We start from the raw sequence: 19415 nt of genomic DNA on the forward strand, positions 1-19415 counted from the left end.
GGTGCGAGCCGATCCGCCGGACAGGCCCTACAGGAGGACGCTGTCGCGCTCGTCGTCGAGTGTGCCGCCGGGGTCCGGGTGTTCACCTGAGACGGACTCCTGTGCCCACAGGTCGGCCTGCGCGGGTCCGCGCATCGCCGCTTTGCCGAGCAGCCACCAGTCGAGGATCAGCAGGGTCGTGACGATCGCCCCCAGCACCACCAGGGAGACGGTCAGTTGGGCCGTGGTGAGCGAGGGGGTCAGGGCGTGCCGGGTGGTGAGGATGTCGTCGATGACGAACGGCTGCCGGCCGATCTCGCGTACCAGCCAGCCGGCGATGTTCGCCACGAAGGGCATCACCATGGCGACCCGCAGCACTCGGTGCAGCGGCTTCGACGTGAGCATCCGGTCGCCGCGCAGTGCGATCAGGGTCCACACGGAGACGATCAGGAGCACGAACCCGACGGCCATCATCGCGTAGGCGCTGTACTGCACCAGTGGCGCCGGCGGCAGCCCGCCATCCCCGAAACGCTCCGTCAGCTCCCGCTGGAACGCGGTGATCCGCTCACTGTCGCCGTCCAGCAGCGCCTGCTTGATGGGCTGCTGCTCGCCGATCCGCTCGATCTGCACCGCACCGCTGAGACCGACCAGCAGGGCGCCCCAGAAGCCGGCGTGGGCGCCCATGCGCATCGAGTGCCGTACGAACGTGTCGTCGGCCCGGCCGCGCCTGCGCAGCAGCACCGAGACACCGAGCATGAAGAACCCGCCGACCGCGAGGGCTCCGCCGATGACGTGCAGGATGGCGATCCACGCGTTGGGGTTGGTGAGCAGGGCGAGCGGGTCGGTCAGCTGGAGGGTGCCGTCGCGCATCTCGTACGCGACCGGGTTGTTCATGAACCCGTTGGCCAGCAGGGCCCAGACGACGGAGAGGTACGCGGCCGCGGCGACGATCCAGATGCAGGCCAGATGCGCCTTCGCGGGCAGCCGTTGCCAGCCGAAGATCCACAGCGCGAGGAAGGTCGACTCCACGAAGAACGCGACGACGGTCTCCACGGCGAGCGGCGCGCCGAACACTCCGGCGCCCATGTTCTCCAGGCCCGACCAGTTGGCGCTGAGCTGGTACTCCATGGCGATGCCCGCGCCGATGCCGACCGCGTAGTTGATGACGTAGAGCGTGCCCCAGTACTTCGTGGCCTGCCGCAGCGCCGGGTCGCCCGTGCGGACCCAGCGGGTGTGGCAGACCGCCACCATGACCACGAGTCCGAGGGTCAGTGCGACGAGCAGGTAGTGCACCCCCACGGTCAAGGCGAACTGGGTGCGTGCCAGTCCGACGGTTCCCATGTCCTAGTCACCCCAAAGAGATCGGTTCGGCCGCCGGCGCCGCGTCGGTGGCGTCCGTGCTCGATGTCCGAGCGACGCCGGATGTTCGGTCATCGGCAGGGATACGGGAGACCGGCATGAGCATCCCTTTCACGGGCGTCGGCGACTTCGGGCACGTCCGTCCCCTGGTTCCCCCGGCGCGCGCCGCCCGGCCGGTCGGGCGCGGGATCCGGTGCGCCACGGGCGAGCGGTTCCGTCCGGTCCGGCACGGTGCGGACATCGCGCCGGTGACGGCCTGCTGCTCCGTTCCTGATGCCGTTCATCGAAGCAATCGGCGGTCGAGTTTCGCTCGAGTCCCGCCGGCTGCCCTTCCTCGCCCGCTCCGGTACGGGCCGCCCGGAGGGCGCGAAGCGGGCGCGGCGGGGCGCCGAGGACCGCTGCCGGGGTGCTGAGTGCCGGTACGGGGGGTGCCTGGGACCGGTACGGGGAGGCGAGGGCCGGGACGGGGGGGCGCTGAGTGCCGGTGCGGCTCAGGGGTGGTTACGCTGCGGGGCATGGATCCGGCCCTGACCAGCGGTGTGACCGCCCCCCTCGCCCCCCTCACCCTCCTCGACGCCGGGGAGCTGGCGGCCGACCCGGAGCTGGAAGCCGGGTTCGCCGCGGCGGCGCACGCCATTCTCGCGGACCTCGTCCGTGCGGGTGCCGCGCTGGGCTGGGTCGAACCGCCCACGCGGGACGAGGTGGCGGAACTCGTCGGCCACGTCTGCTCCGAGGCGCGCTCCGGTGACGCGGCCCTGCGCGCCGCCTACCTCGGCGGCCGGCTCGCCGGGTTCGGGTACTGGGTCCGCTACGCCCGGCCGACGCACCGGCCGCACGCCGACCTGGAGAAGATCGCGGTGGCCGCCGCCGCGCAGGGCCGAGGGACCGGCCGGGCACTGACCGCCGCCCTGATCGCCGACGCCCGGGAGGCGGGCGTCGAGGTCCTCACCCTGGACGCCCGCGGCGACAACACGCACGCCCTGCGCCTGTACCGCTCCCTCGGCTTCACCGAGTACGGCCGGCTGCCCGCCTTCGTCGCCGTCGGCGAGGACCGGTACGACAAGGTCTTCTGCATGCTGGACCTCCGCCGGGAGAGCTGACCGGCGGGCAGTCCTCACGCGGAACCGGCCCGCTCCTCTCCCGTGAACATCTCGAACAGGCTGAGCGGCGCGCGGGGGCCGAACATGCGTTCGTGGAGGCGTACGGCTTCGGCGGCCTCCCCCGCGCTGCGGGGGAACAGGTCCCGTTCGTACGCGGCGAGCGCGGCCTCGGTGTCGTCGGGGTGCGCGGCGAGGGCCTTGCCGAGTTCGGCGCCGTCGTACATGGCCAGGTTGGCGCCTTCGCCGGACGGGATCATGAGGTGGGCGGCGTCGCCGAGCAGGGTCACCCCCGCCACCCTGTCCCACCGGTGGTCCTGCGGCAGGGTGTACAGGGGGCGCAGCACCGGCGGGGTGTCCCCGCCGGTGATCAGCTCCGTCAGTTCCGGTGCCCAGCCGGCGAACTCCCCGGCGATCCGCGCGGCCGTCGCGGCGGCGTCGGTGAAGCCGACGGCGGCGAACCAGTCCAGCGGCCGGGACAGCGCCGCATAGGTGTGCAGCGCGCCGCCGTCCTCCCGGTGGGCCTGGATCCCCTTGCCGGGGGCGGGCGCGAGCATCGACCCGGCGCCGACGGCCTTCGCGGCGGCCGGGTGGGCGTTGTCCGCGTCGTACAGGTACGTCTCGACGAAGGAGGTGCCCGTGTACTCGGGCACCGCGCCGGACAGCAGCGGCCGCACGCGCGACCATGCTCCGTCCGCGCCGACCAGCAGGTCCGTGACGACCGTGCCGCCGTCGGCGAAGGCCACCTCGTGGCGGCCCCCGCCCAGGGAGCGGACGCCGCTCGCCTTGCTGCCCCAGCGGACCGTGCCGGCCGGCAGCGACTCCAGCAGGATCCGGCGCAGTTCACCGCGCCGCACCTCGGGGCGTCCCCCCGTGCCGTCGTCGGGTTCGTCGAGCAGCACGCTGCCGTCCCGGTCGAGGATCCGCATCGCCTGGTGGCCCTCCAGGACGAGCGCGCGGAACTCGTCCGTCAGGCCGGCCTCCTCCAGGGCGAGCTGCCCGTTGTGGTCGTGGATGTCGAGCAGTCCGCCCTGCGTGCGGGCCGCCGGGGAGGACTCGGCCTCGTGGACGGTGACCGGGATGCCGTGGACGTGCAGGACGCGGGCGAGCGTCAGGCCGCCCAGGCCGGCGCCGACGATCGTGACGGGAGTGCGCATCGTGGTTCCTCGTTCCTCAAGGGGTCGGGGCGGGGCCGCGGAGGAGGTCCGGACGGCCGGGCGTTCTGGTACGCCGTTCCATTCTGGAGCGCCGTTCCAATGTTGGAACGGCGCTCCAGACGTGTCAAGATGGCGACCATGGCAACGCGGACGCGCCGGTCACAGCGGCGCACGGAGGCGCTCTCCCGGGAGCGCATCGTCGAGGCCGCCGTCGACCTGCTCGACGCGGCCGGTGAGAACGGGCTCACGTTCCGGGCGCTGACCGAGCGCCTCGCCACCGGGCCCGGGGCGATCTACTGGCACGTGGCCAACAAGGAGGAACTGCTCGGCGCCGCCACGGAGGCCGTCGTCACCAGCGCCCTGACCGCCGGGCCCGGGGCGGCCGGCGCGCCTGCGGGAGCCGGTGCACCCGGCGGTGGGGACACGGGCGGTGCGCCCGCGAAGGCCGGCACGGGCGGTGCGGCTGCCGGGCCGGGCGGCCCGGGTGAGGCAGCCCCGGCCGCCGGATCGCCGCAGGACGCGATCCGGGCCGTCGCGCTCGGCCTGTTCGACGCGATCGAGGAACACCCCTGGCTCGCCACGCAACTCGCCCTCCAGCTCTCGCGCAACCCCTGGGGGTCGGTGACCCCGCGGATCTTCGAAAGCCTCGGCCGGCAGGTCGCCGCGCTCGGTGTGCCGGAGGCCGGATGGTTCACGGCGGCCTCGGCACTGGTGCACTACGTCCTCGGCGCCGCCGGCCAGAACGCCGCGAACTCCGCGGGCGCCCGGGCCGGCGAGCCGGTCCCGGACCGCGCCGAGTTCCTCGGCAGCGTGTCGGCCGCGTGGGAGGAACTCGACCCGGCCGCCTACCCGTTCACCCGGGCCGTCGCGGCCCAGTTGCCCGGACACGACGACCGCGAGCAGTTCCTCTCCGGGCTCGGTCTCGTCCTCGCCGGCATCACCGCCCTGCATCCGCCCGGGCAGTAGGCTCTCCCCGCACCGGGCGCCGTGCGCCCGGCCGCCGCTCCCCCGCGCTGTCGCCGCGCACACGCCCCCGGGCCGCTGTGGAACCGGGGCAGGCGCCGGTGCGAAGACGGCACCGGCGGAGTCCCGGCCGGTCCGCCGGGCAGGCGAGCGGACCGTCCCGGCCCCGCCGACCGGCGGGCAGGTGTGAGCCGTCGGACGGCGACGTACCGTGTGAAGGACGGAAGAGGCGCGGTCCGCGTGAAGGAACGCGGTGGCGCGCCCCGCCCGCACCCCTGGTGCGGTGCGGAGAACGTCGAAGGCGGGAGAAGAAGTCATGCCGGCACGTGTCCGACGCACCCGGGGCCACCGGGCCGCCCTGCGCACCGCGGTCCCCGTGGTCACCCTGCTCCTGGCGGCGACGGCATGCGGGGGGACCTCCGCCCAGGTGGGCGCCGTCGGCTCGACGAGCGCCGCCGGCTCCCCGACGGCCCGCGGCACGCAGGGCACGGCACCCTCGAGCGCGGGGCGCACCGCCGCCGACCCGCCCGCTGCCGCCCGGAGCCAGGGCGCCACCCCCGGCGACCACCGGAGCACCCCGCGTGCCCTGCCCTCGGCCAGGGCCGCTCAGTGTGTGAACGACTACTACTCCGGCATGACCACGGCCCAGCGGGTGGGGCAGCTCTTCATGGGCGGGATCTCCGCCGCCCACCCCGACGCGTCCCAGTTGCGCACCCTGCGCGACCAGCACGTGGGCTCCGTCATGCTGACGGGCCGCAGCAACGCCGGTACCGCGGCGACCCGGAAGCTGGTCGACGGCATCCGGGCCCAGTCCGACCAGGTCGGCGGGCGGCGGGCCGGCATGGTGGTCGCCACCGACCAGGAGGGCGGCCAGGTGCAGGTGCTGAGCGGCCCCGGCTTCTCGGCCATGCCCGACGGACTGACCCAGGGCGGCTGGAGCACCGCGACCCTGCGCACCCGGGCCGCCGACTGGGCGAAACAGCTCAAGGCCGCCGGGGTCGACCTCAACCTCGCTCCGATCGCCGACGTGGTTCCCGCGAGCCTGGGCACCCGCAACCGCCCCATCGGCTACTTCCACCGCGAGTACGGTCACACCCCCGCCGTCGTGACCTCGCACAGCGGCGCCTTCGCCGCCGGGTTCGCGCAGTCCGGCGTGATGACCACGCTCAAACACTTCCCCGGCCTGGGCCAGGTGCTGGGCAACACGGACACCACCGCGAACGTGGTGGACTCGGTCACGACCACCAAGTCCGCCTCGCTGGAACCCTTCCGCGCCGGCATCCAGGCCGGTTCGCCCTTCGTCATGATCTCCTCCGCCGTCTACACGAAGATCGACGCCAAGCACCTGGCGGCCTTCTCCCCGGCGGTGATCGGTCAACTGCTGCGCCAGGACCTGAACTTCAAGGGCGTGGTCATCTCCGACGACCTCGGTGACGCGGTGGCGGTGCGGTCCTTCACCCCGGCGCAGCGGGCGGTGGACTTCATCGCGGCCGGCGGGGACATGGTCCTGACGATACGGCCGTCCATCGTGCCGGAGATGACGCAGGCCGTGCAGAGCCGGATGAAGCAGGACGCCTCGTTCCGCGGCAAGGTCGACGCCTCCGTGCACCGGATACTCGACGCCAAGCACAAGGCGGGCCTGCTGGACTGCGGATGACCGGGACGGCACCCCGGAGCCGGAGGCGGTGTCAGGAGCGCAAAAGCGCCTCCGGGAACCGTGAGCACGGGAATGGTTGTACGGCGCATGTTGCGCTTCTGTCCCGCTTCTGTACCACTTCGCCCACAGGAAGAAATCCCGGTTGATGCGTGAGGGAGCTGTGGAAAGATCGCGGAGTATCTCCGGATCTTTCCGGGCCGCACCGCGGCCCGTCATCCGGCCCCCATGATCAACTGGAGGACCCACGTGGCCAAAAGCTCCGGCCTGAACACGCGTCGTACCGCGGCGCGTGTCACGGTTGCGGCGGTCACCGCCGCGCTGGTGGCGACCGGCACCACCGCCGCTTTCGCCGCCGACGCACCCGGACGGTCTGTCTCGCAGGTCTCCGCCGCCGCCAAGGCGTCGGGCGCCGCGAAGTACAGCGTCACTGCACAGTTCAAGGCGGCCCAGGTCAACGCCGTGTACGGCGTGGACAGCAAGGGCGATGTGTACGGCTACCCGCCCAACGGCACGGGTGGCCTCGACTCCCGCCAGCAGTCCGGCTACGGCTGGCAGGACGCCCGCTCCATCACGCAGGTCGACCAGAACCTCGACGGCAAGTCGGACGGCATCTGGGACGTCACCGCGGGCGAGCTGCACTACACGCCGTGGAACTCCGAGACCGGCGTGCTGGTCGGCGGCGGCTGGAACATCTACAACCGCGTGCTCTCTGCGGGCAACCTGGGCGGCGCCTCCTACGAGGACCTGCTGGCCCGCGACAGCTCGGGCGTGCTGTGGCTCTACCTGGGTTACGGCAACGGCAAGCTGACCTCGCGTTACAAGGTCGGCGGCGGCTGGAACGCCTACACCGACCTGGCGGGCAAGGGCGACCTGACCGGCGACGGCAAGGACGACCTCGTCGCCAAGGACTCCTCGGGCGTACTGTGGCTCTACAAGGGCACCGGCGACTCCAAGGCCCCGTTCGCCGCGCGCACCCGCATCGGCAGCGGCTGGAACACGTACAACACCCTGCTCTCCGTCGGTGACATCAACTACGACGGCATCACCGACCTGCTCGCCCGTGACAAGAACGGCGCGCTGTGGCTGTACAAGGGCACCGGCAAGGCGTCCGCGCCCTACGCGTCGCGTGTGAAGATCGGCAACGCGGGCTGGAACACCTACCGCATCCTGTACTGATCCGCGCACACCGCCCATGAGGGGTGTGCGAGCGGGCCGTTCCCTCCGGGGAGCGGCCCGCTCGTCATGTGTGACACATGTCTCCCCTCACAGGTTTCACACATCGTGCCGCCAGTCTCTGTATCTCCTTGGGGTCTCCTGAAGGTGTGCCCGTCAGGTATCTCCAAGGCCTCCCTCGGAACATGACCTCGAACGGGAAGGCAGAGATGCGAGGTATGCGCAGACCCATGAGATGTCTGGCCGGCGCGGTCGCCATCGCCGCGACGCTGGCCTCGGCACCGGCCGGCGCGGCCGCCGCGGCACCACCGGATGACGCACCCCCGGCAGCCGCCGCCGGGACGGCTCGGGCGTCCAGGACGGTGACACTGGTCACCGGTGACCGGGTCGGGGTGACGGCCACCGGTGAGGTCACCTCGGTGGAGCGGGCGGCGGGCCGCGAACGGGTGCCGTTCTCGGTCCGGAAGATCGCCGGTCACACACACGTCGTGCCCGGCGACGCCCAGCCGCTGCTCGCCGGCGGCAGGTTGGACCCACGGCTTTTCGATGTCACCCAGCTGGTGGCGGACGGTTACGACGACGCGCACCGCTCCGGTGTACCCCTGATCGTCACTTTCCGGGACCGCCGGGAACGCTCGATGAGCCCGTTCACCGCGGCCGGGGCACGGGTCGACCGCGCGCTGCCCGTCATCGGCGGCGCGGCCCTGCACACCGACAAGAAGCGCGGTGCCGCCTTCTGGAACACTGTGACCGGCTCCGCCGCAGGCGGGAGCACGCGCACCGGGGCCGGGTCCGCCGCCCCGACCGCGCCGGCCAAGGTGTGGCTGGACGGCAAGCGCCGCGGCACCCTGGACCGGAGCGTGCCGCAGATCGGCGCCCCGGCCGCCTGGGCCGCCGGGTACGACGGCACCGGCGTCAAGGTCGCCGTGCTGGACTCCGGCGTCGACAAGACCCATCCCGACCTGGCGGGCCAGGTGATCGGGGAGCAGAACTTCACCGACTCACCTGATCCCGGGGACCATTACGGCCACGGCACCCACGTGGCGTCCGTCGTCGCCGGGACCGGCGCCGAGTCCGGCGGCAGGTACAAGGGCGTCGCCCCGGGCGCGAAGATCCTCAACGGCAAGGTCCTCGGCGACCGGAACGAGGGCGAAGAGTCCGGCATCATCGCGGGCATGGAGTGGGCGGTGGCACAGGGCGCCGACATCGTCAACCTCAGCCTCGGCGGCGAGGACACCCCCGGTGTCGACCCGGTGGAGGAGGCGGTCGACCGGCTCTCCGCCGAAAGCGGCACCCTGTTCGTCGTCGCGGCGGGGAACGAAGGCGCGGACGAGCACACGGTCGACTCCCCGGGCAGCGCCGCGGCCGCGCTCACCGTCGGCGCCGTCGACAAGGCGGACAAGCTCGCGGGCTTCTCCAGCCGCGGCCCGCGCGTCGGTGACAGCGCGGTCAAGCCCGACCTGACCGCACCGGGTGTCGCCATCACCGCGGCTTCGGCCCCCGGCAGCACCCTGGAGGGTCAGTACCCCTCCGCCGTCCCGGGCTACCTCACGCTCGACGGCACGTCCATGGCGACCCCGCATGTCGCCGGTGCCGCGGCCCTCCTCGCCCAGCAGCACCACGACTGGGACGGCGCGCGCCTGAAGGCGGTGCTGACCGGGTCCGCCGAACCGGGCCCGTACAGCTCGTTCCAGCAGGGCACCGGTCGCACCGACGTGGCCCGGGCCATCGGGCAGAGCGTCGTCGCCGAGCAGGGGCCCCTCGACTTCGGCCGGCAGGAGTGGCCGCACACCGACGACGAGCCGGTGACGAAGCAGCTCACCTACCGCAACCTGGGGACCGGACCGGTCACCCTGGACCTGTCCGTCGAAGCGCTGTCGGTGGACGGCAAGCCTGCCGCCGAGGGCCTGTTCACCGTCTCGCCCCAGCACCTCACCGTCCCCGCGGGCGGCACGGCCGCAGCCTCCGTCACCGCCGACACCCGGGCCGGCGGCACCGACGGCACGTTCGGCGGCTCGGTGACCGCCGCCTCGGCCGACGGCAAGGTCAGGGTGCGCACCGCCCTCGGGGTGGAGCGCGAGGTCGAGATGTACGACCTGACGCTCAGGCACCTCGACGAGAACGGCGAGCCCGTCGGCGACGCCACGACCGAGATCCAGGGCATCGACACCGACTTCCACGCCGTCTACGCCGACGAGGAGGACGGTGAACTGACGGTGCGGCTGCCCAAGGGCGACTACTCCCTCAGCGGCATCGTCCACACGGACCCCAACGCCCCCACCCACGCCCTGCTGTTCCAGCCCCTCCTGCGGCTGGACGAGGACACCGCGGTCACCGTCGACGCGCGGCGGGCGCGCCCGGTCCGGGTGACCCTGCCCGACCCGGCCGCCGAGAACATCGACGGCGTGATCGCCGTCGGATGGCAGCGGCGCGCGGGACTGGACCCGGGCCTCTTCACGTACGGCTTCCCCGGCTTCCGGAGCTTCACGGTCGGACAGCTCGGCCCGCGGCTCCCCGCCGGCCAGGCGTTCGCCCAGTACTCCGGCACGTGGAGCGGCCGGAGCGGGGGCACACCCGTCGACTACCACCTGGCCTGGAGGCGTACCGGCCGGCTGGGCGGCTTCAGCACCGAGGTCCGGCCCGAGCAGCTCGCTAAGGTCGATCTCCAGATCGGCTCCCCCACCGCCGGACAGGAGGCGGACGTCCTCGCCCAGACGGTCACCCCGCGCGGAGAGCTCTCCCCCCTCGGCACGCCCGTGCATGTGAGTCTGCCGCTGAGCCGCACCCGGTACGTCCTCGGTCACGACATCAAGTGGAGCTTCCTCGTCCTCGCGGGCACCGGTCCCGACGCCCAGCTCTGGGGCACGGGGACGTACCGGTCCGGCAAGCGCTACACCGAGCGGTACAACGTCGGTGTCTTCGGCCCCGCCCTGAACGGGACGGCCGGCGCCCCGTCCGCGCTCGCCCCCGGCATCGCCCGGAACGGCGACGTCATCCGCGCCTATCTGCCGCAGTTCAACGACGGCGCCGGACACTGGAACACCACCCCCGGAGCCACCGCGGCCGCTTCGCTCCAGGCCGACGGCGTGGAGCTCTCCGATCCGGACGGCGTCTCCCCGACGGACGACGTCGTCCAGTACACCGTTCCGGCCCAGGACAGCGCGTACAAGCTGACCGTGGACACCACCCGTGACACGGCCCTGACACCGGTGAGCACCCGGGTCAGGACGGAATGGACCTTCCGTTCCGCCCGGGCGCCCGAGGGCACGTGGTCCGCGCTGCCGCTCTCCGTGGTCCGCTTCTCCCCCGCGCTCACCCTGGCCGGCACCGCGAAGGCCGGCCAGAGCTTCGATGTGCCGTTCCGCGTCGAGGGCGCAGCGGCCCGCCGGCGGCTCCAGAAGCTCTCCTTCGAGGTCTCCTACGACGAGGGACGCACCTGGCAGCACGCCGAAGCCGTCGGCGGCACGCACCTCGCGCTCCGCCACCCGTCCCGGGCGGGCTCCGTCTCCCTGCGGGTGGCGCTGACAGATGCCCAGGGCAACACGCTCGACCAGACGATCGAACGCGCGTACCTCACCACCGAGTAGGCCCTGGCCCCGGTCACCTGGGGCACCTCACCACGGCCCGGCCGGGGGCAGCAGACGGTCTCTGCCGCCGGCCGGGCCGGTGCGCGCCGTGGTCAGGGGTTCACAGCGGTGTTCCAGTCCAGGAGGCGGGCGAGCGCGTCGGCGCCGGGGCTCCCGGGTCCCGTCGCCCGGCCGGCCGGGGAGGAGGTGTGGGTGCCGCGGGAGATGTTGCCGCTGACGGTTGTGTTGTGCTCGGTCCGGGGGCGGCGCAGCGACTCGTAGAGGGCGAACGCCGTGGTGTGGTCGGGGCTGTCGCGCAGGCACTTCGCGAGGACGACGGCGTCCTCCAGGGCCATCGAGGCGCCCTGCCCGGTGGCCGGGGAGGCGGCGTGGGCCGCGTCGCCGACCAGCAGGATCCGGCCCGAGCGCCAGGGTGTGCCGGCCGGGAGTTCCGTCGCGTCGGTGACCATCAGCTCGTCGCCGGTGGCCGCGACGATGTCCGCGGCCTGGGTGGGGTCCTTGCTGAGCAGGGGGACGAGCAGGTCGCGCCAGCGGCCGGGGGTGCCCCGGTCGATCTCGTCGGCGGACAGCGGCCGGTCGCCGACCCGCGCGAACCAGTACGTCTCCCCGTCGGGTGACGTGGTGTGGCCGAACGCGGCGGTGCTGCCCCGCACCATCGTGATGCAGGCCGCGTCCGGGGAGCCGGGCGCGGTGCGCGTGTAGCCGTAGAAGACGCGCTGGCCCGCGTAGACGGGCCGGGCGGCGGGGGCGACGGTGCGGCGGACCGTGGAGTGCACGCCGTCCGCACCGACGAGCAGATCGCCGGTCGCGGTGGTGCCGTCGGCGAAATGCGCGGTGACGCCGTCCGCGCCGTCCTCGACGGCGGTGAGGCGGGCCCCGTGGCGTACGGGGACGCCCCGGCGCGCGGCCTCCGCCTGGAGGGCGGCGTTGAGTTCGCCGCGGCGCAGGCAGCGGTAGCGCAGCAGGGGGTCGCCCGGTTCGCCCAGCGGCACGTGGGCGGACTCGGTCCCGGCCGCGTCGAGGACGCGCATCGAGGTCAGCGGGAAACCGGTCGCGGTGACCGCGGCGGCGGCGCCGAACTGGGCGAGGGCGCGCATGCCGTTGCCGGCGAGCGTCAGGAAGGCGCCGATGTCCTGAGCCGCGTCCGGATGCGCCTCGTGGACGGTGACGTCGTACCCCGCCTTGTGCAGGGCCAGGGCCGTCGCCGTGCCGGCGATCCCGCCGCCGATGACGAGTACGCGTACCGCTGCCATGTCTCCCCCACTCCCGCGTCCGGTTCCCCGGGGTCCTACCCGACCGGGCGGCGCCGACGCGCACGCGTCCGGGACGGCGGGTTCAGCGGGCTCCGGCCGGGTTGGCGTCCTCACCCAGGTAGGTGCCGTACCCCTCGGTGACCAGCGGCCCGTCGAAGATCAGCACCTCGTTGACCAGACCGCCCTTCTGGTTGCGGTAGTTGATGACCAGGCAGTCCACGCCGACGTAGCTGCCGACCACCTCGAACCGCAGGTCGGGGATGCGGCGCAGGCCCTCCGTCCAGTAGGCGCGCAGCGCGTCCTTGCCCCGGATCACGCCGTCCCCGCCGAGCAGCTGGGCGGCCACCGGCGACCGGAACGTCACCTCGTCCGTGAAGTGCGCCAGCAGGGAGTCCAGGTCGTGCGCGTTCCACGCGGTCACCCAGGAATCCACGAACTTCCGTGCGATTGCTTGGTCCATGGCCGCATTATGTCGTTCCCGGCGCCCCGGTCACGGCGCCCCGGCATGGTGCCTCGGTCATACCGTCCTCGGTGCCGGCAGGAGCGCCGGTGCCGGGACAGGCGCCCAGCCGGTGCCGGTCAGACGTCCGAACGTCTGGTCTCCGGCATGGTGCCTCGGTCATACCGTCCTCGGTGCCGGCAGGAGCGCCGGTGCCGGGACAGGCGCCCAGCCGGTGCCGGTCAGACGTCCGAACGCCTGGTCTCCGAAGTGGAACGCGAAGCCGATCGTTCCCGGCTGCCCGAGTTCCGCCGTCAGGCGCCGGCGGGCGGCCCTCACCCCGGCCCGGTCGATGTCGGGGCGTGAGGGCCAGTCGGGGTGGGTGAGCTGCGCCGGTGTGTGGAACACGTCCCCGAGGACGATCACCCGCTCGCCCGCCGCGTCGATCACGTACGAGGTGTGTCCCGGGGAATGGCCCGGAGTGACCAGGGCGTGCACACCCGGAAAGATCTCGTCGCCGTCGTCGAACGGGGTGTGTTCCGCGCCGATGCGGGTGAGGACGTCCGCCTCCGGGGCGCCCGGCACCGTGGTGCCGCAGTCGTGCGGGGCCCATTCCCGGGCGGCGACGAGGTAGCGGGCCCGGGGGAAGGTCTTCTCCCACTTGTCCGGCGTCCTGCCGGGGGTGAACGCCCAGCCGGTGTGGTCGACGTGCAGGTGGGTGAAGGCGACCGCCTCGATGTCCTCGGGTGCGTGTCCGAGTGCCGCGAGCGTCGCGAGGAGTGCGCCGCAGTCGCTGTGTCCCACCAGATCCCCGGAGACGTGGACCGGCCCGCGCACGGGCCCGAGGCCGGCGTCGATCAGCAGGCGGCGGCCGTCGCGTTCGACCAGCAGGCCGCCCGCGGACATGGGCAGCCGGCCGCGCTCGTCGAGCAGTCCGGGGTGCGCGTCCCAGTATTCCGCGGGGAAGCCGGGGAAGAAGCCCGACGGCAGCATGGCCATCGCGCCGTCCACGACGTAGGTCACTCGCACGTCGCCCAGCACGAGCGACCGGACGGCGGACTGCCGGTCGAGGGCTGCGGGGTGCGCGGCGGGGTGTGCTGCGGGATGCGCGACGTGCCCGGCGGGATGCGCGGCCGGGTACCCGGCCGGCTGCGGGGCGGGGTGCAGGTCCATGGTGAGGCACTTCCTCTTCTGCTCGGCCCCGCCGGCTGCTTCACGGGGCCATCGGCTTCAGCTTCTTGTGACGGCCATCGGCCGGTGTGCGGGGCGGCCGGCGGTCAGCGGGCGGTCGCGGCCGTCCGGTGCCGGTTCGCCTCGCCGACGGCGAGCAGGGTGAGGGCGTCGAGCACGTCGCACAGCAGCCGCTGGGCCGGGGAGCCGTCCGGGAGGCATCCGTCCACGCCGAACTGCTGGTGGGCCTGGAAGAGCAGGAACTCGGGCTGCTGCACGACGCGGGCGTTCATCTTGTGCAGCACCTGCCGCAGGGCAAGTTGGGCGCGGACGGTGCCGAAGGGGCCGGGGGAGGCCCCCATGACGGCGACCGGCTTGAGGGTCAGCGCCGGGCCTTCGTCGCCCGCCGGGCGGGAGAGCCAGTCCAGGGCGTTCTTCAGCGCGCCCGGGATGGAGGCGTTGTACTCGGGGGTGGCGATCAGCACGGCGTCGGCGTCCTGGACGCGGCGGCGCAGGTCGGCGACGGCGGGGGGTGCGGGGTGCTCCTGGTCCTCGTTGAAGTGCGGCAGCCGCCCGAGGCCGTCGAAGTGGTCGAAACGCAGCTGCGGGCCGAGGCGTTCGGCCTCCCGCAGCAGGGCGCTGTTGAGGGAGTCGCGGCGCAGGCTCCCGGACAGGGCGAGTACGTCGAGGTGGGTCATGGTGTCTCCTCCAGGGGCCCGGGCCGAGGACAGCCCGGGAAGGGGGTGCAGGGGTGTGGGTGTGAGCGTGCGGGTGTTCACCGGGGTGTGTGAGCCGGGTGTGCGGGCGGGTTCCCCGATGTGATCCATCCTGGACGTCGCGGCGGTACCGCGCCAGAAACACCCCGCAAAAGGCCGATCGGGCGCCAGGTGGACGGCGTAGAGTGCCGGTTGTGCGCCAGAGCCTCGATGAGACGGACCAGCGGATCGCCGCCGCCCTGATCGCTTCCCCGCGCGCTTCCTGGCGGGACGTCGCCGCCTGCCTGGGCCTGTCCGAACGCACCGTGGTCCGCCGCGCCGGCCCGCTGTACGCCGACGGCACCCTGCGTGCCACCGCGGAGCGCAACCCGATCCGCTTCCCGCACCTGGTGCCCATGGCCCTGCGCATCCGCTGCCGCCCGGACCGCATCCGGACGGTCGCCTCCACGCTGGCGCGGCGCAGCGACACCCTCTGGGTCGACATCCTCGGCGGGGGCGACGAGATCAGCACCATCGTCTTCCTGGACGGCGCGGAGGAACGCAACCGCCTCCTGCTGCGCGATCTGCCGGCCACCGCCGCCGTCCACGACTGGACCTCCCACACCCTGCTGCGGGTCTTCCCCGCCTCCCTCAACTGGGGTGCCCGGCTGCTCGACGACGAGGAGGCGGCGCGCCTGGGAGTACGCCCGTTCCCGCTCAGCTCCCCGCCGCCGGATCCCCTGCCGTCCGCCGACCTGGCGCTCGTCCGGGCCCTGACGGAGGACGCCCGCGCCGACTACGCCACCCTCGCCGGGCAGACCGGCACCACGCCCCGCACCGTCCGGCGCCGGCTGGAGGCGCTGCTGCACGACGGCACGGTGCGCCTGGTCACGGAGACCGACCTGGCCCTGCTCGGCCTGCGCACCAAGGCCCAGTTGTGGCTGTCCGTGGCGCCCAGCGCCCTCCAGGCCGCCGGTGAACGGCTCAGCCGGGAACCGGCGGTGCGCTTCACCGCCGCGACCACCGGTCCCGCCAACCTCCTGGTCATGGTCACCACCACCGACCTGGACGCCCTCTACCGCTTCCTCACCGACACCATCGGCGCCATGGCACACGTCACCGCCATCGAGACCACCCCGGTCCTGGCCACCGCCAAACGCACCGGCCTGACCCGCCCCGGCTTCTGAACCGCCGGAGCAGCCTGCCACGGAGCGCGAGCCCCGACCGGGCGGAGCGAGTGACCACCGCCTCACCCACCCCGCGCCGGACGGGGCCCAGCCGGTTCAGGTGCGCAGGTGGCGGCTCACGTCGCCCACCAGATGGATGCGGACCCGGCGTTCCGTGAAGCGCCATCCGCCGTCACGGCGTGCGAAGCGGTCGTTGTAGCGGCCCGCGGCCACGGGTTGCAGCGGCAGGCCGGGCAGGCTCTGGAAGACGGTCACGTAGGCGCGGGCGGTGGCGGTGCCGGTCTCCTCGTCGACCTCGACGGCGATGTTGGTGGTGGCGTGGTGGGTGCGTGGTGTGCCGTCCTCGTAGAGGATCACCGAGTCGCGGAGCATCTTCTCCACGGCCTCACGGCCCCGGACCGGCGCGCCGCTCCCGATGAACTCGGCGTCGGCGAACAGCTCCCCGACCCCGGCGAAGTCTCCGGTGTCGACCAGTTCCGCGTACCGGGCGATCAGGTTGGTGACGGCCTGTACGTCTGTGGTGGCTTTCATACACAGGAGGATAGGAGGCGGGAACACATACAGCGCGGACGGGCCGGGCCGGCACACATGTGTCACGGCGGACGCGGTGGCTCCGTACGTACCGCGCACGTCCCGGCAGGCCGCGCGTGCCGGTGCGGTCTGCCGCCGCGCGGTGGCCGGCCGGTCCCTCGCGGGCCGCCTGTCACCGGTGCCGTCCTGCCAGTGACCGCCCGGCCGTTCCGCGGAGGCGGGCCGACGTCGGCCGGCGCGAGGAGGCCGTCTCGCGAACGCCGGGAACGGCGTGCCCCGACATGATGTCGCGGTACGCCGCTCCCCGCCCGCCGCTCTCCCGTGAGCACCCCGCCGTCACAGGGGGGCGCGGCGCTCGCCCCGGGTCGTCGCGGTCACTTCGCGGCGCGTTCGTACGACGCCTTCGACCAGCGGTATCCGAGTACCGTCAGGCCCAGGCACCAGGCCACGGCGATCCACCAGTCGTCGCCGATCGGGGTGCCGAGCAGCAGCCCGCGCAGGGTCTCGATGGCCGGGGTGAACGGCTGGTACTCGGCGAACGGCCGGAACCAGCCCGGCATCGCGTCGAGCGGCACGAAGGCGCTGGACAGCAGCGGCAGGACCATCAGCGGCAGGGCGTTGTTGCTCGCCGCCTCGGCGTTCGGGCTGGACAGGCCCATTCCGACGGCGATCCAGGTGAGCGCCAGGGAGACGAGCACCAGCAGGCCGAACGCCAGCACCCACTCCAGGACGGTGGCGTCCGTGGACCGGAACCCGATGGCCACCGCCACGGCTCCGACGAGGACCACGCTCATCACACACTGCAGCACGCTGCCGACGACGTGCCCGATGAGCACCGAGCCGCGGTGGATCGCCATCGTGCGGAAGCGGGCGATGATCCCTTCGTTCATGTCCATCGAGACGGAGACCGCGCTGCCGATCGTGGTGCCGCCGATGGTCAGCATCAGGATGCCCGGCACGAGGTACGCGAGGTACTCGGACCGGTCGGCGTGTCCGCCCCCGATGCCGGCGCTCATCACGTCGCCGAAGATGTAGACGAAGAGCAGCAGGAGCATGACCGGCGTGAGCAGCAGGTTCAGCGTCAGGGAGGGATAGCGCCTCACGTGCAGCAGGTTGCGCCGCAGCATCGTGGACGAGTCGCGCAGGGCAAGGGAGAGAGAGCCGCTCATCGGACGTTCTCCTTCGGCTGGTCGGGCTGGTCGGGCTGGTCGGGCTGGCTCGGCCGGCCGAGCTGGTCGGTGGCGCCGGTCAGGGCGAAGAACACGTCGTCGAGATCGGGGGTGTGCACGGTCAGTTCGTCCGCCTCGATGCCGGCGGCGTCCAGCCGGTCGAGGACGGAACGCAGGTCGCGCTGGCTGCCGTCGCTGGGGATCTGCAACGCCAGCGCCTCGTCGTCCCTGGTGACCTCGCGCAGCGCCGAGACGGCACCTCGGTAGGCGGCCGGGTCGGAGAAGCGCAGGCGCACGTGTCCGCCGGGGATGAGCCGCTTCAGTTCCTCGGCGGTGCCCTCGGCGGCGATCTTCCCGCCGTTCAGCACCGCGATCCGGTCGGCGAGTTCGTCGGCCTCCTCCAGGTACTGGGTGGTGAGGAAGACGGTGACGCCGTCGGAGACGAGCGCGCGGATGATCTGCCACATGGTGTGGCGGCTGCGCGGGTCGAGTCCGGTGGTCGGCTCGTCGAGGAAGATGATGCGCGGATCACCGACCAGGGTCATCGCGATGTCGAGGCGGCGCTTCATGCCGCCCGAATAGGTGGAGGCGGGCTTCTTCGCGGCGTCGGCGAGGTCGAACCGCTCCAGCAGTTCGGCGGTGACGCGCCGCCCCTCCCGCTTGGACAGGTGGTGCAGGTCCGCCATGAGGAGCATGTTCTCCTCGCCGGTGATCAGCCCGTCCACGGCGGAGAACTGCCCGGTGACGCCGATCGCGGCGCGCACTCCGTCCGGTGAGGTGGTGACGTCGTGGCCCGCGACCTGGGCCCGTCCGCTGTCGGCGGCGATGAGCGTGGAGAGGATCTGCACGGTGGTGGTCTTGCCGGCCCCGTTGGGGCCCAGCAGCGCGAACACCGACCCGGTGGGAATGCGCAGGTCGATGCCGTCGAGGACGACCTTGTCGCCGTACGACTTGCGCAGACCGACGGCACTGACGGCGGCCGGCGAGGGGTCGTCGCCGCCTCCTTGCCTGGGCATGGGCATGACAGAAGAAGGCATGGAGCCCTCCGTTTCGAAGGCTGAAGTGGCGGGAGAACGGGGGAACGGGAGAAGCGGAGGATCGAGGCCGGGGCTCGCGGGGCGGTCAGGCCTGGGCGCGGACGATGTCGATGTTGCCGTGCCGGGTGCGGGCGTGGATCGTGACGGTCTCCTCGGTCTCAGCCGGGGCGTCGGACGAGGTGAGCCTGTTGCGCACCTGCCCGGAGTCCGAGTGGGCGTCGAGCCAGGCCGCGGTGCCCTCCCGGATGCCGACCTCGATGGCGCCGTAGGAGGTCTTCAACTGGACTTCGCCGCGGACCACTTCGCCCACCCGCAGCGTGCCGTTCGCGGTGGTGGCGGTGACCGAGTCCCCGGCGCGCCGGATGTCGATGTCACCGTTGGCGCCACTGACGCGCAGCTCCCCCGTGGCGGCCTCGACGGTGGTGGTGCCGTGCGAGTTCTTCAGGACGGCGGGGCCGTCGAGGAGCCCGGCGCGCACGCTGCCGGAGCTGCTGGTGATCTCGGCCGCGCCCTCGACCCGGCCCACGGTGACCGAGCCGTGCGAGGAGGTCAGCCGGAGCGGCCCGGTCGCGTCGAGGCGGACGTCACCGACCGACGTCTTCACCCGGACCTCGCCGAGCCGGCCCTCGCCGAGCACCTGGACCCAGGAGCCGGTCACGTCGATGTCCGAGCCCTCGGGCAGCTCGACCGTCACCCCGACGACGCCGTTGGGCCCGATGAACCGGCGCTCCTTCGTCCTGACGGACAGCACACCGTTCGCGTAGGCCACCTCCGTCTGCTCGGCGGCCCGCACGTCCTTGTCCCGCTCGGGGTCGCCGGGCTGCACCGAGACGACCGTGTCGGTGCGGTCGCCCGCGGTGAACCGGACGGAACCGGCGCCCACGTGGGCGGTCACCGCGATCGGTCCGGGAGTGTCGAAAGAAGGCATGGCTGTACCGTCCTCATGAGTCCTGGAGGCATCC

At 72.9% G+C, this 19415-nt stretch carries 16 protein-coding genes; 6 read left to right on the top strand and 10 right to left on the bottom strand.

Annotated elements, in window-relative coordinates; all coding sequences use genetic code 11:
- Positions 1-27 precede the first annotated feature (27 nt).
- Positions 28-1320: a cytochrome ubiquinol oxidase subunit I gene (locus tag AC6I72_RS35820; protein WP_498005757.1), complete on the bottom strand. Its 1293-nt coding sequence runs from the start codon at positions 1318-1320 to the stop codon at positions 28-30.
- A 533-nt stretch (positions 1321-1853) separates the two neighbouring features.
- Between AC6I72_RS35820 and AC6I72_RS35825 the strand changes: the two genes are divergently transcribed.
- A complete protein-coding gene (locus AC6I72_RS35825) occupies positions 1854-2438 on the top strand; it encodes a GNAT family N-acetyltransferase (protein ID WP_498005759.1) in 585 nt (194 codons plus the stop codon).
- Between the two features lie 14 nt (positions 2439-2452).
- On the opposite strand, the gene AC6I72_RS35830 is transcribed toward AC6I72_RS35825, so the two are convergent.
- Positions 2453-3592 carry an FAD-dependent oxidoreductase gene (locus tag AC6I72_RS35830; protein WP_498005761.1) on the bottom strand — a complete coding sequence of 380 codons (1140 nt, stop codon included), beginning with the start codon at positions 3590-3592 and terminating at the stop codon, positions 2453-2455.
- 138 nt (positions 3593-3730) lie between these two features.
- Here AC6I72_RS35830 and AC6I72_RS35835 point away from each other — a divergent pair, with 138 nt between their 5' ends.
- The 4 genes from AC6I72_RS35835 (at position 3731) to AC6I72_RS35850 (ending at position 10972) form a co-directional block, all read left to right on the top strand.
- Entirely contained in the window at positions 3731-4558 is an 828-nt protein-coding gene (locus tag AC6I72_RS35835; RefSeq protein WP_498005762.1) for a TetR/AcrR family transcriptional regulator C-terminal domain-containing protein, read from the top strand.
- A gap of 313 nt (positions 4559-4871) precedes the next feature.
- The gene (locus AC6I72_RS35840) at positions 4872-6212 is read left to right on the top strand and encodes a glycoside hydrolase family 3 N-terminal domain-containing protein (RefSeq protein WP_498005764.1); all 1341 of its coding nucleotides are present in this window, start codon (positions 4872-4874) and stop codon (positions 6210-6212) included.
- Between the two features lie 225 nt (positions 6213-6437).
- On the top strand, positions 6438-7388 hold the full coding sequence (locus AC6I72_RS35845; protein WP_498005766.1) for an FG-GAP repeat domain-containing protein: 951 nt from the start codon (positions 6438-6440) through the stop codon (positions 7386-7388).
- A gap of 227 nt (positions 7389-7615) precedes the next feature.
- The gene (locus AC6I72_RS35850) at positions 7616-10972 is read left to right on the top strand and encodes a S8 family peptidase (protein WP_498005767.1); all 3357 of its coding nucleotides are present in this window, start codon (positions 7616-7618) and stop codon (positions 10970-10972) included.
- 92 nt (positions 10973-11064) lie between these two features.
- Here the strand turns inward: AC6I72_RS35850 and AC6I72_RS35855 are convergent, their stop codons facing one another.
- From AC6I72_RS35855 to AC6I72_RS35870, 4 genes are all read right to left on the bottom strand, one after another.
- Complete coding sequence (locus AC6I72_RS35855) at positions 11065-12225, bottom strand: FAD-dependent oxidoreductase (RefSeq protein WP_498005769.1); 1161 nt, start codon at positions 12223-12225, stop codon at positions 11065-11067.
- An 82-nt stretch (positions 12226-12307) separates the two neighbouring features.
- Positions 12308-12685 (bottom strand): YybH family protein, encoded by a 378-nt coding sequence (locus AC6I72_RS35860; RefSeq protein WP_498005770.1) that lies wholly within the window; start codon positions 12683-12685, stop codon positions 12308-12310.
- A 159-nt stretch (positions 12686-12844) separates the two neighbouring features.
- Positions 12845-13837, bottom strand: coding sequence for an MBL fold metallo-hydrolase (locus AC6I72_RS35865; protein WP_498005772.1), 993 nt, complete (start codon positions 13835-13837; stop codon positions 12845-12847).
- Positions 13838-13941: 104 nt separating this feature from the next.
- Positions 13942-14532: an NADPH-dependent FMN reductase gene (locus AC6I72_RS35870; RefSeq protein WP_498005773.1), complete on the bottom strand. Its 591-nt coding sequence runs from the start codon at positions 14530-14532 to the stop codon at positions 13942-13944.
- Between the two features lie 212 nt (positions 14533-14744).
- On the opposite strand from AC6I72_RS35870, the gene AC6I72_RS35875 reads away from it, so the two are divergent.
- Positions 14745-15716: an Lrp/AsnC family transcriptional regulator gene (locus tag AC6I72_RS35875; protein WP_498005775.1), complete on the top strand. Its 972-nt coding sequence runs from the start codon at positions 14745-14747 to the stop codon at positions 15714-15716.
- Positions 15717-15812: 96 nt separating this feature from the next.
- On the opposite strand, the gene AC6I72_RS35880 is transcribed toward AC6I72_RS35875, so the two are convergent.
- The 4 genes from AC6I72_RS35880 to AC6I72_RS35895 form a co-directional block, all read right to left on the bottom strand.
- Positions 15813-16247, bottom strand: coding sequence for a nuclear transport factor 2 family protein (locus tag AC6I72_RS35880; RefSeq protein ID WP_498005776.1), 435 nt, complete (start codon positions 16245-16247; stop codon positions 15813-15815).
- 374 nt (positions 16248-16621) lie between these two features.
- On the bottom strand, positions 16622-17416 hold the full coding sequence (locus AC6I72_RS35885; protein WP_498005778.1) for an ABC transporter permease: 795 nt from the start codon (positions 17414-17416) through the stop codon (positions 16622-16624).
- Positions 17413-18453 (bottom strand): ATP-binding cassette domain-containing protein, encoded by a 1041-nt coding sequence (locus tag AC6I72_RS35890; RefSeq protein ID WP_498005779.1) that lies wholly within the window; start codon positions 18451-18453, stop codon positions 17413-17415. Before AC6I72_RS35890 ends, AC6I72_RS35885 begins: the two co-directional genes overlap by 4 nt.
- A gap of 85 nt (positions 18454-18538) precedes the next feature.
- Positions 18539-19381 carry a DUF4097 family beta strand repeat-containing protein gene (locus AC6I72_RS35895; RefSeq protein WP_498005781.1) on the bottom strand — a complete coding sequence of 281 codons (843 nt, stop codon included), beginning with the start codon at positions 19379-19381 and terminating at the stop codon, positions 18539-18541.
- Between the last annotated feature and the right edge of the window lie 34 nt (positions 19382-19415).

Source organism: Streptomyces sp. Xyl84, assembly GCF_059731885.1.

What these genes read in the sequence shown, in the direction of transcription:
- AC6I72_RS35890 (WP_498005779.1), bottom strand. Translation starts at nt 18,453, where the DNA reads ATGCCTTCTTCTGTCATGCCCATGCCCAGGCAAGGAGGCGGCGACGAC.
- AC6I72_RS35820 (WP_498005757.1), bottom strand. Translation starts at nt 1,320, where the DNA reads ATGGGAACCGTCGGACTGGCACGCACCCAGTTCGCCTTGACCGTGGGG.
- AC6I72_RS35885 (WP_498005778.1), bottom strand. Translation starts at nt 17,416, where the DNA reads ATGAGCGGCTCTCTCTCCCTTGCCCTGCGCGACTCGTCCACGATGCTG.
- AC6I72_RS35835 (WP_498005762.1), top strand. Translation starts at nt 3,731, where the DNA reads ATGGCAACGCGGACGCGCCGGTCACAGCGGCGCACGGAGGCGCTCTCC.
- AC6I72_RS35880 (WP_498005776.1), bottom strand. Translation starts at nt 16,247, where the DNA reads ATGAAAGCCACCACAGACGTACAGGCCGTCACCAACCTGATCGCCCGG.
- AC6I72_RS35845 (WP_498005766.1), top strand. Translation starts at nt 6,438, where the DNA reads ATGATCAACTGGAGGACCCACGTGGCCAAAAGCTCCGGCCTGAACACG.
- AC6I72_RS35895 (WP_498005781.1), bottom strand. Translation starts at nt 19,381, where the DNA reads ATGCCTTCTTTCGACACTCCCGGACCGATCGCGGTGACCGCCCACGTG.
- AC6I72_RS35850 (WP_498005767.1), top strand. Translation starts at nt 7,616, where the DNA reads ATGAGATGTCTGGCCGGCGCGGTCGCCATCGCCGCGACGCTGGCCTCG.
- AC6I72_RS35860 (WP_498005770.1), bottom strand. Translation starts at nt 12,685, where the DNA reads ATGGACCAAGCAATCGCACGGAAGTTCGTGGATTCCTGGGTGACCGCG.
- AC6I72_RS35825 (WP_498005759.1), top strand. Translation starts at nt 1,854, where the DNA reads ATGGATCCGGCCCTGACCAGCGGTGTGACCGCCCCCCTCGCCCCCCTC.
- AC6I72_RS35840 (WP_498005764.1), top strand. Translation starts at nt 4,872, where the DNA reads ATGCCGGCACGTGTCCGACGCACCCGGGGCCACCGGGCCGCCCTGCGC.
- AC6I72_RS35870 (WP_498005773.1), bottom strand. Translation starts at nt 14,532, where the DNA reads ATGACCCACCTCGACGTACTCGCCCTGTCCGGGAGCCTGCGCCGCGAC.
- AC6I72_RS35865 (WP_498005772.1), bottom strand. Translation starts at nt 13,837, where the DNA reads ATGGACCTGCACCCCGCCCCGCAGCCGGCCGGGTACCCGGCCGCGCAT.
- AC6I72_RS35855 (WP_498005769.1), bottom strand. Translation starts at nt 12,225, where the DNA reads ATGGCAGCGGTACGCGTACTCGTCATCGGCGGCGGGATCGCCGGCACG.
- AC6I72_RS35830 (WP_498005761.1), bottom strand. Translation starts at nt 3,592, where the DNA reads ATGCGCACTCCCGTCACGATCGTCGGCGCCGGCCTGGGCGGCCTGACG.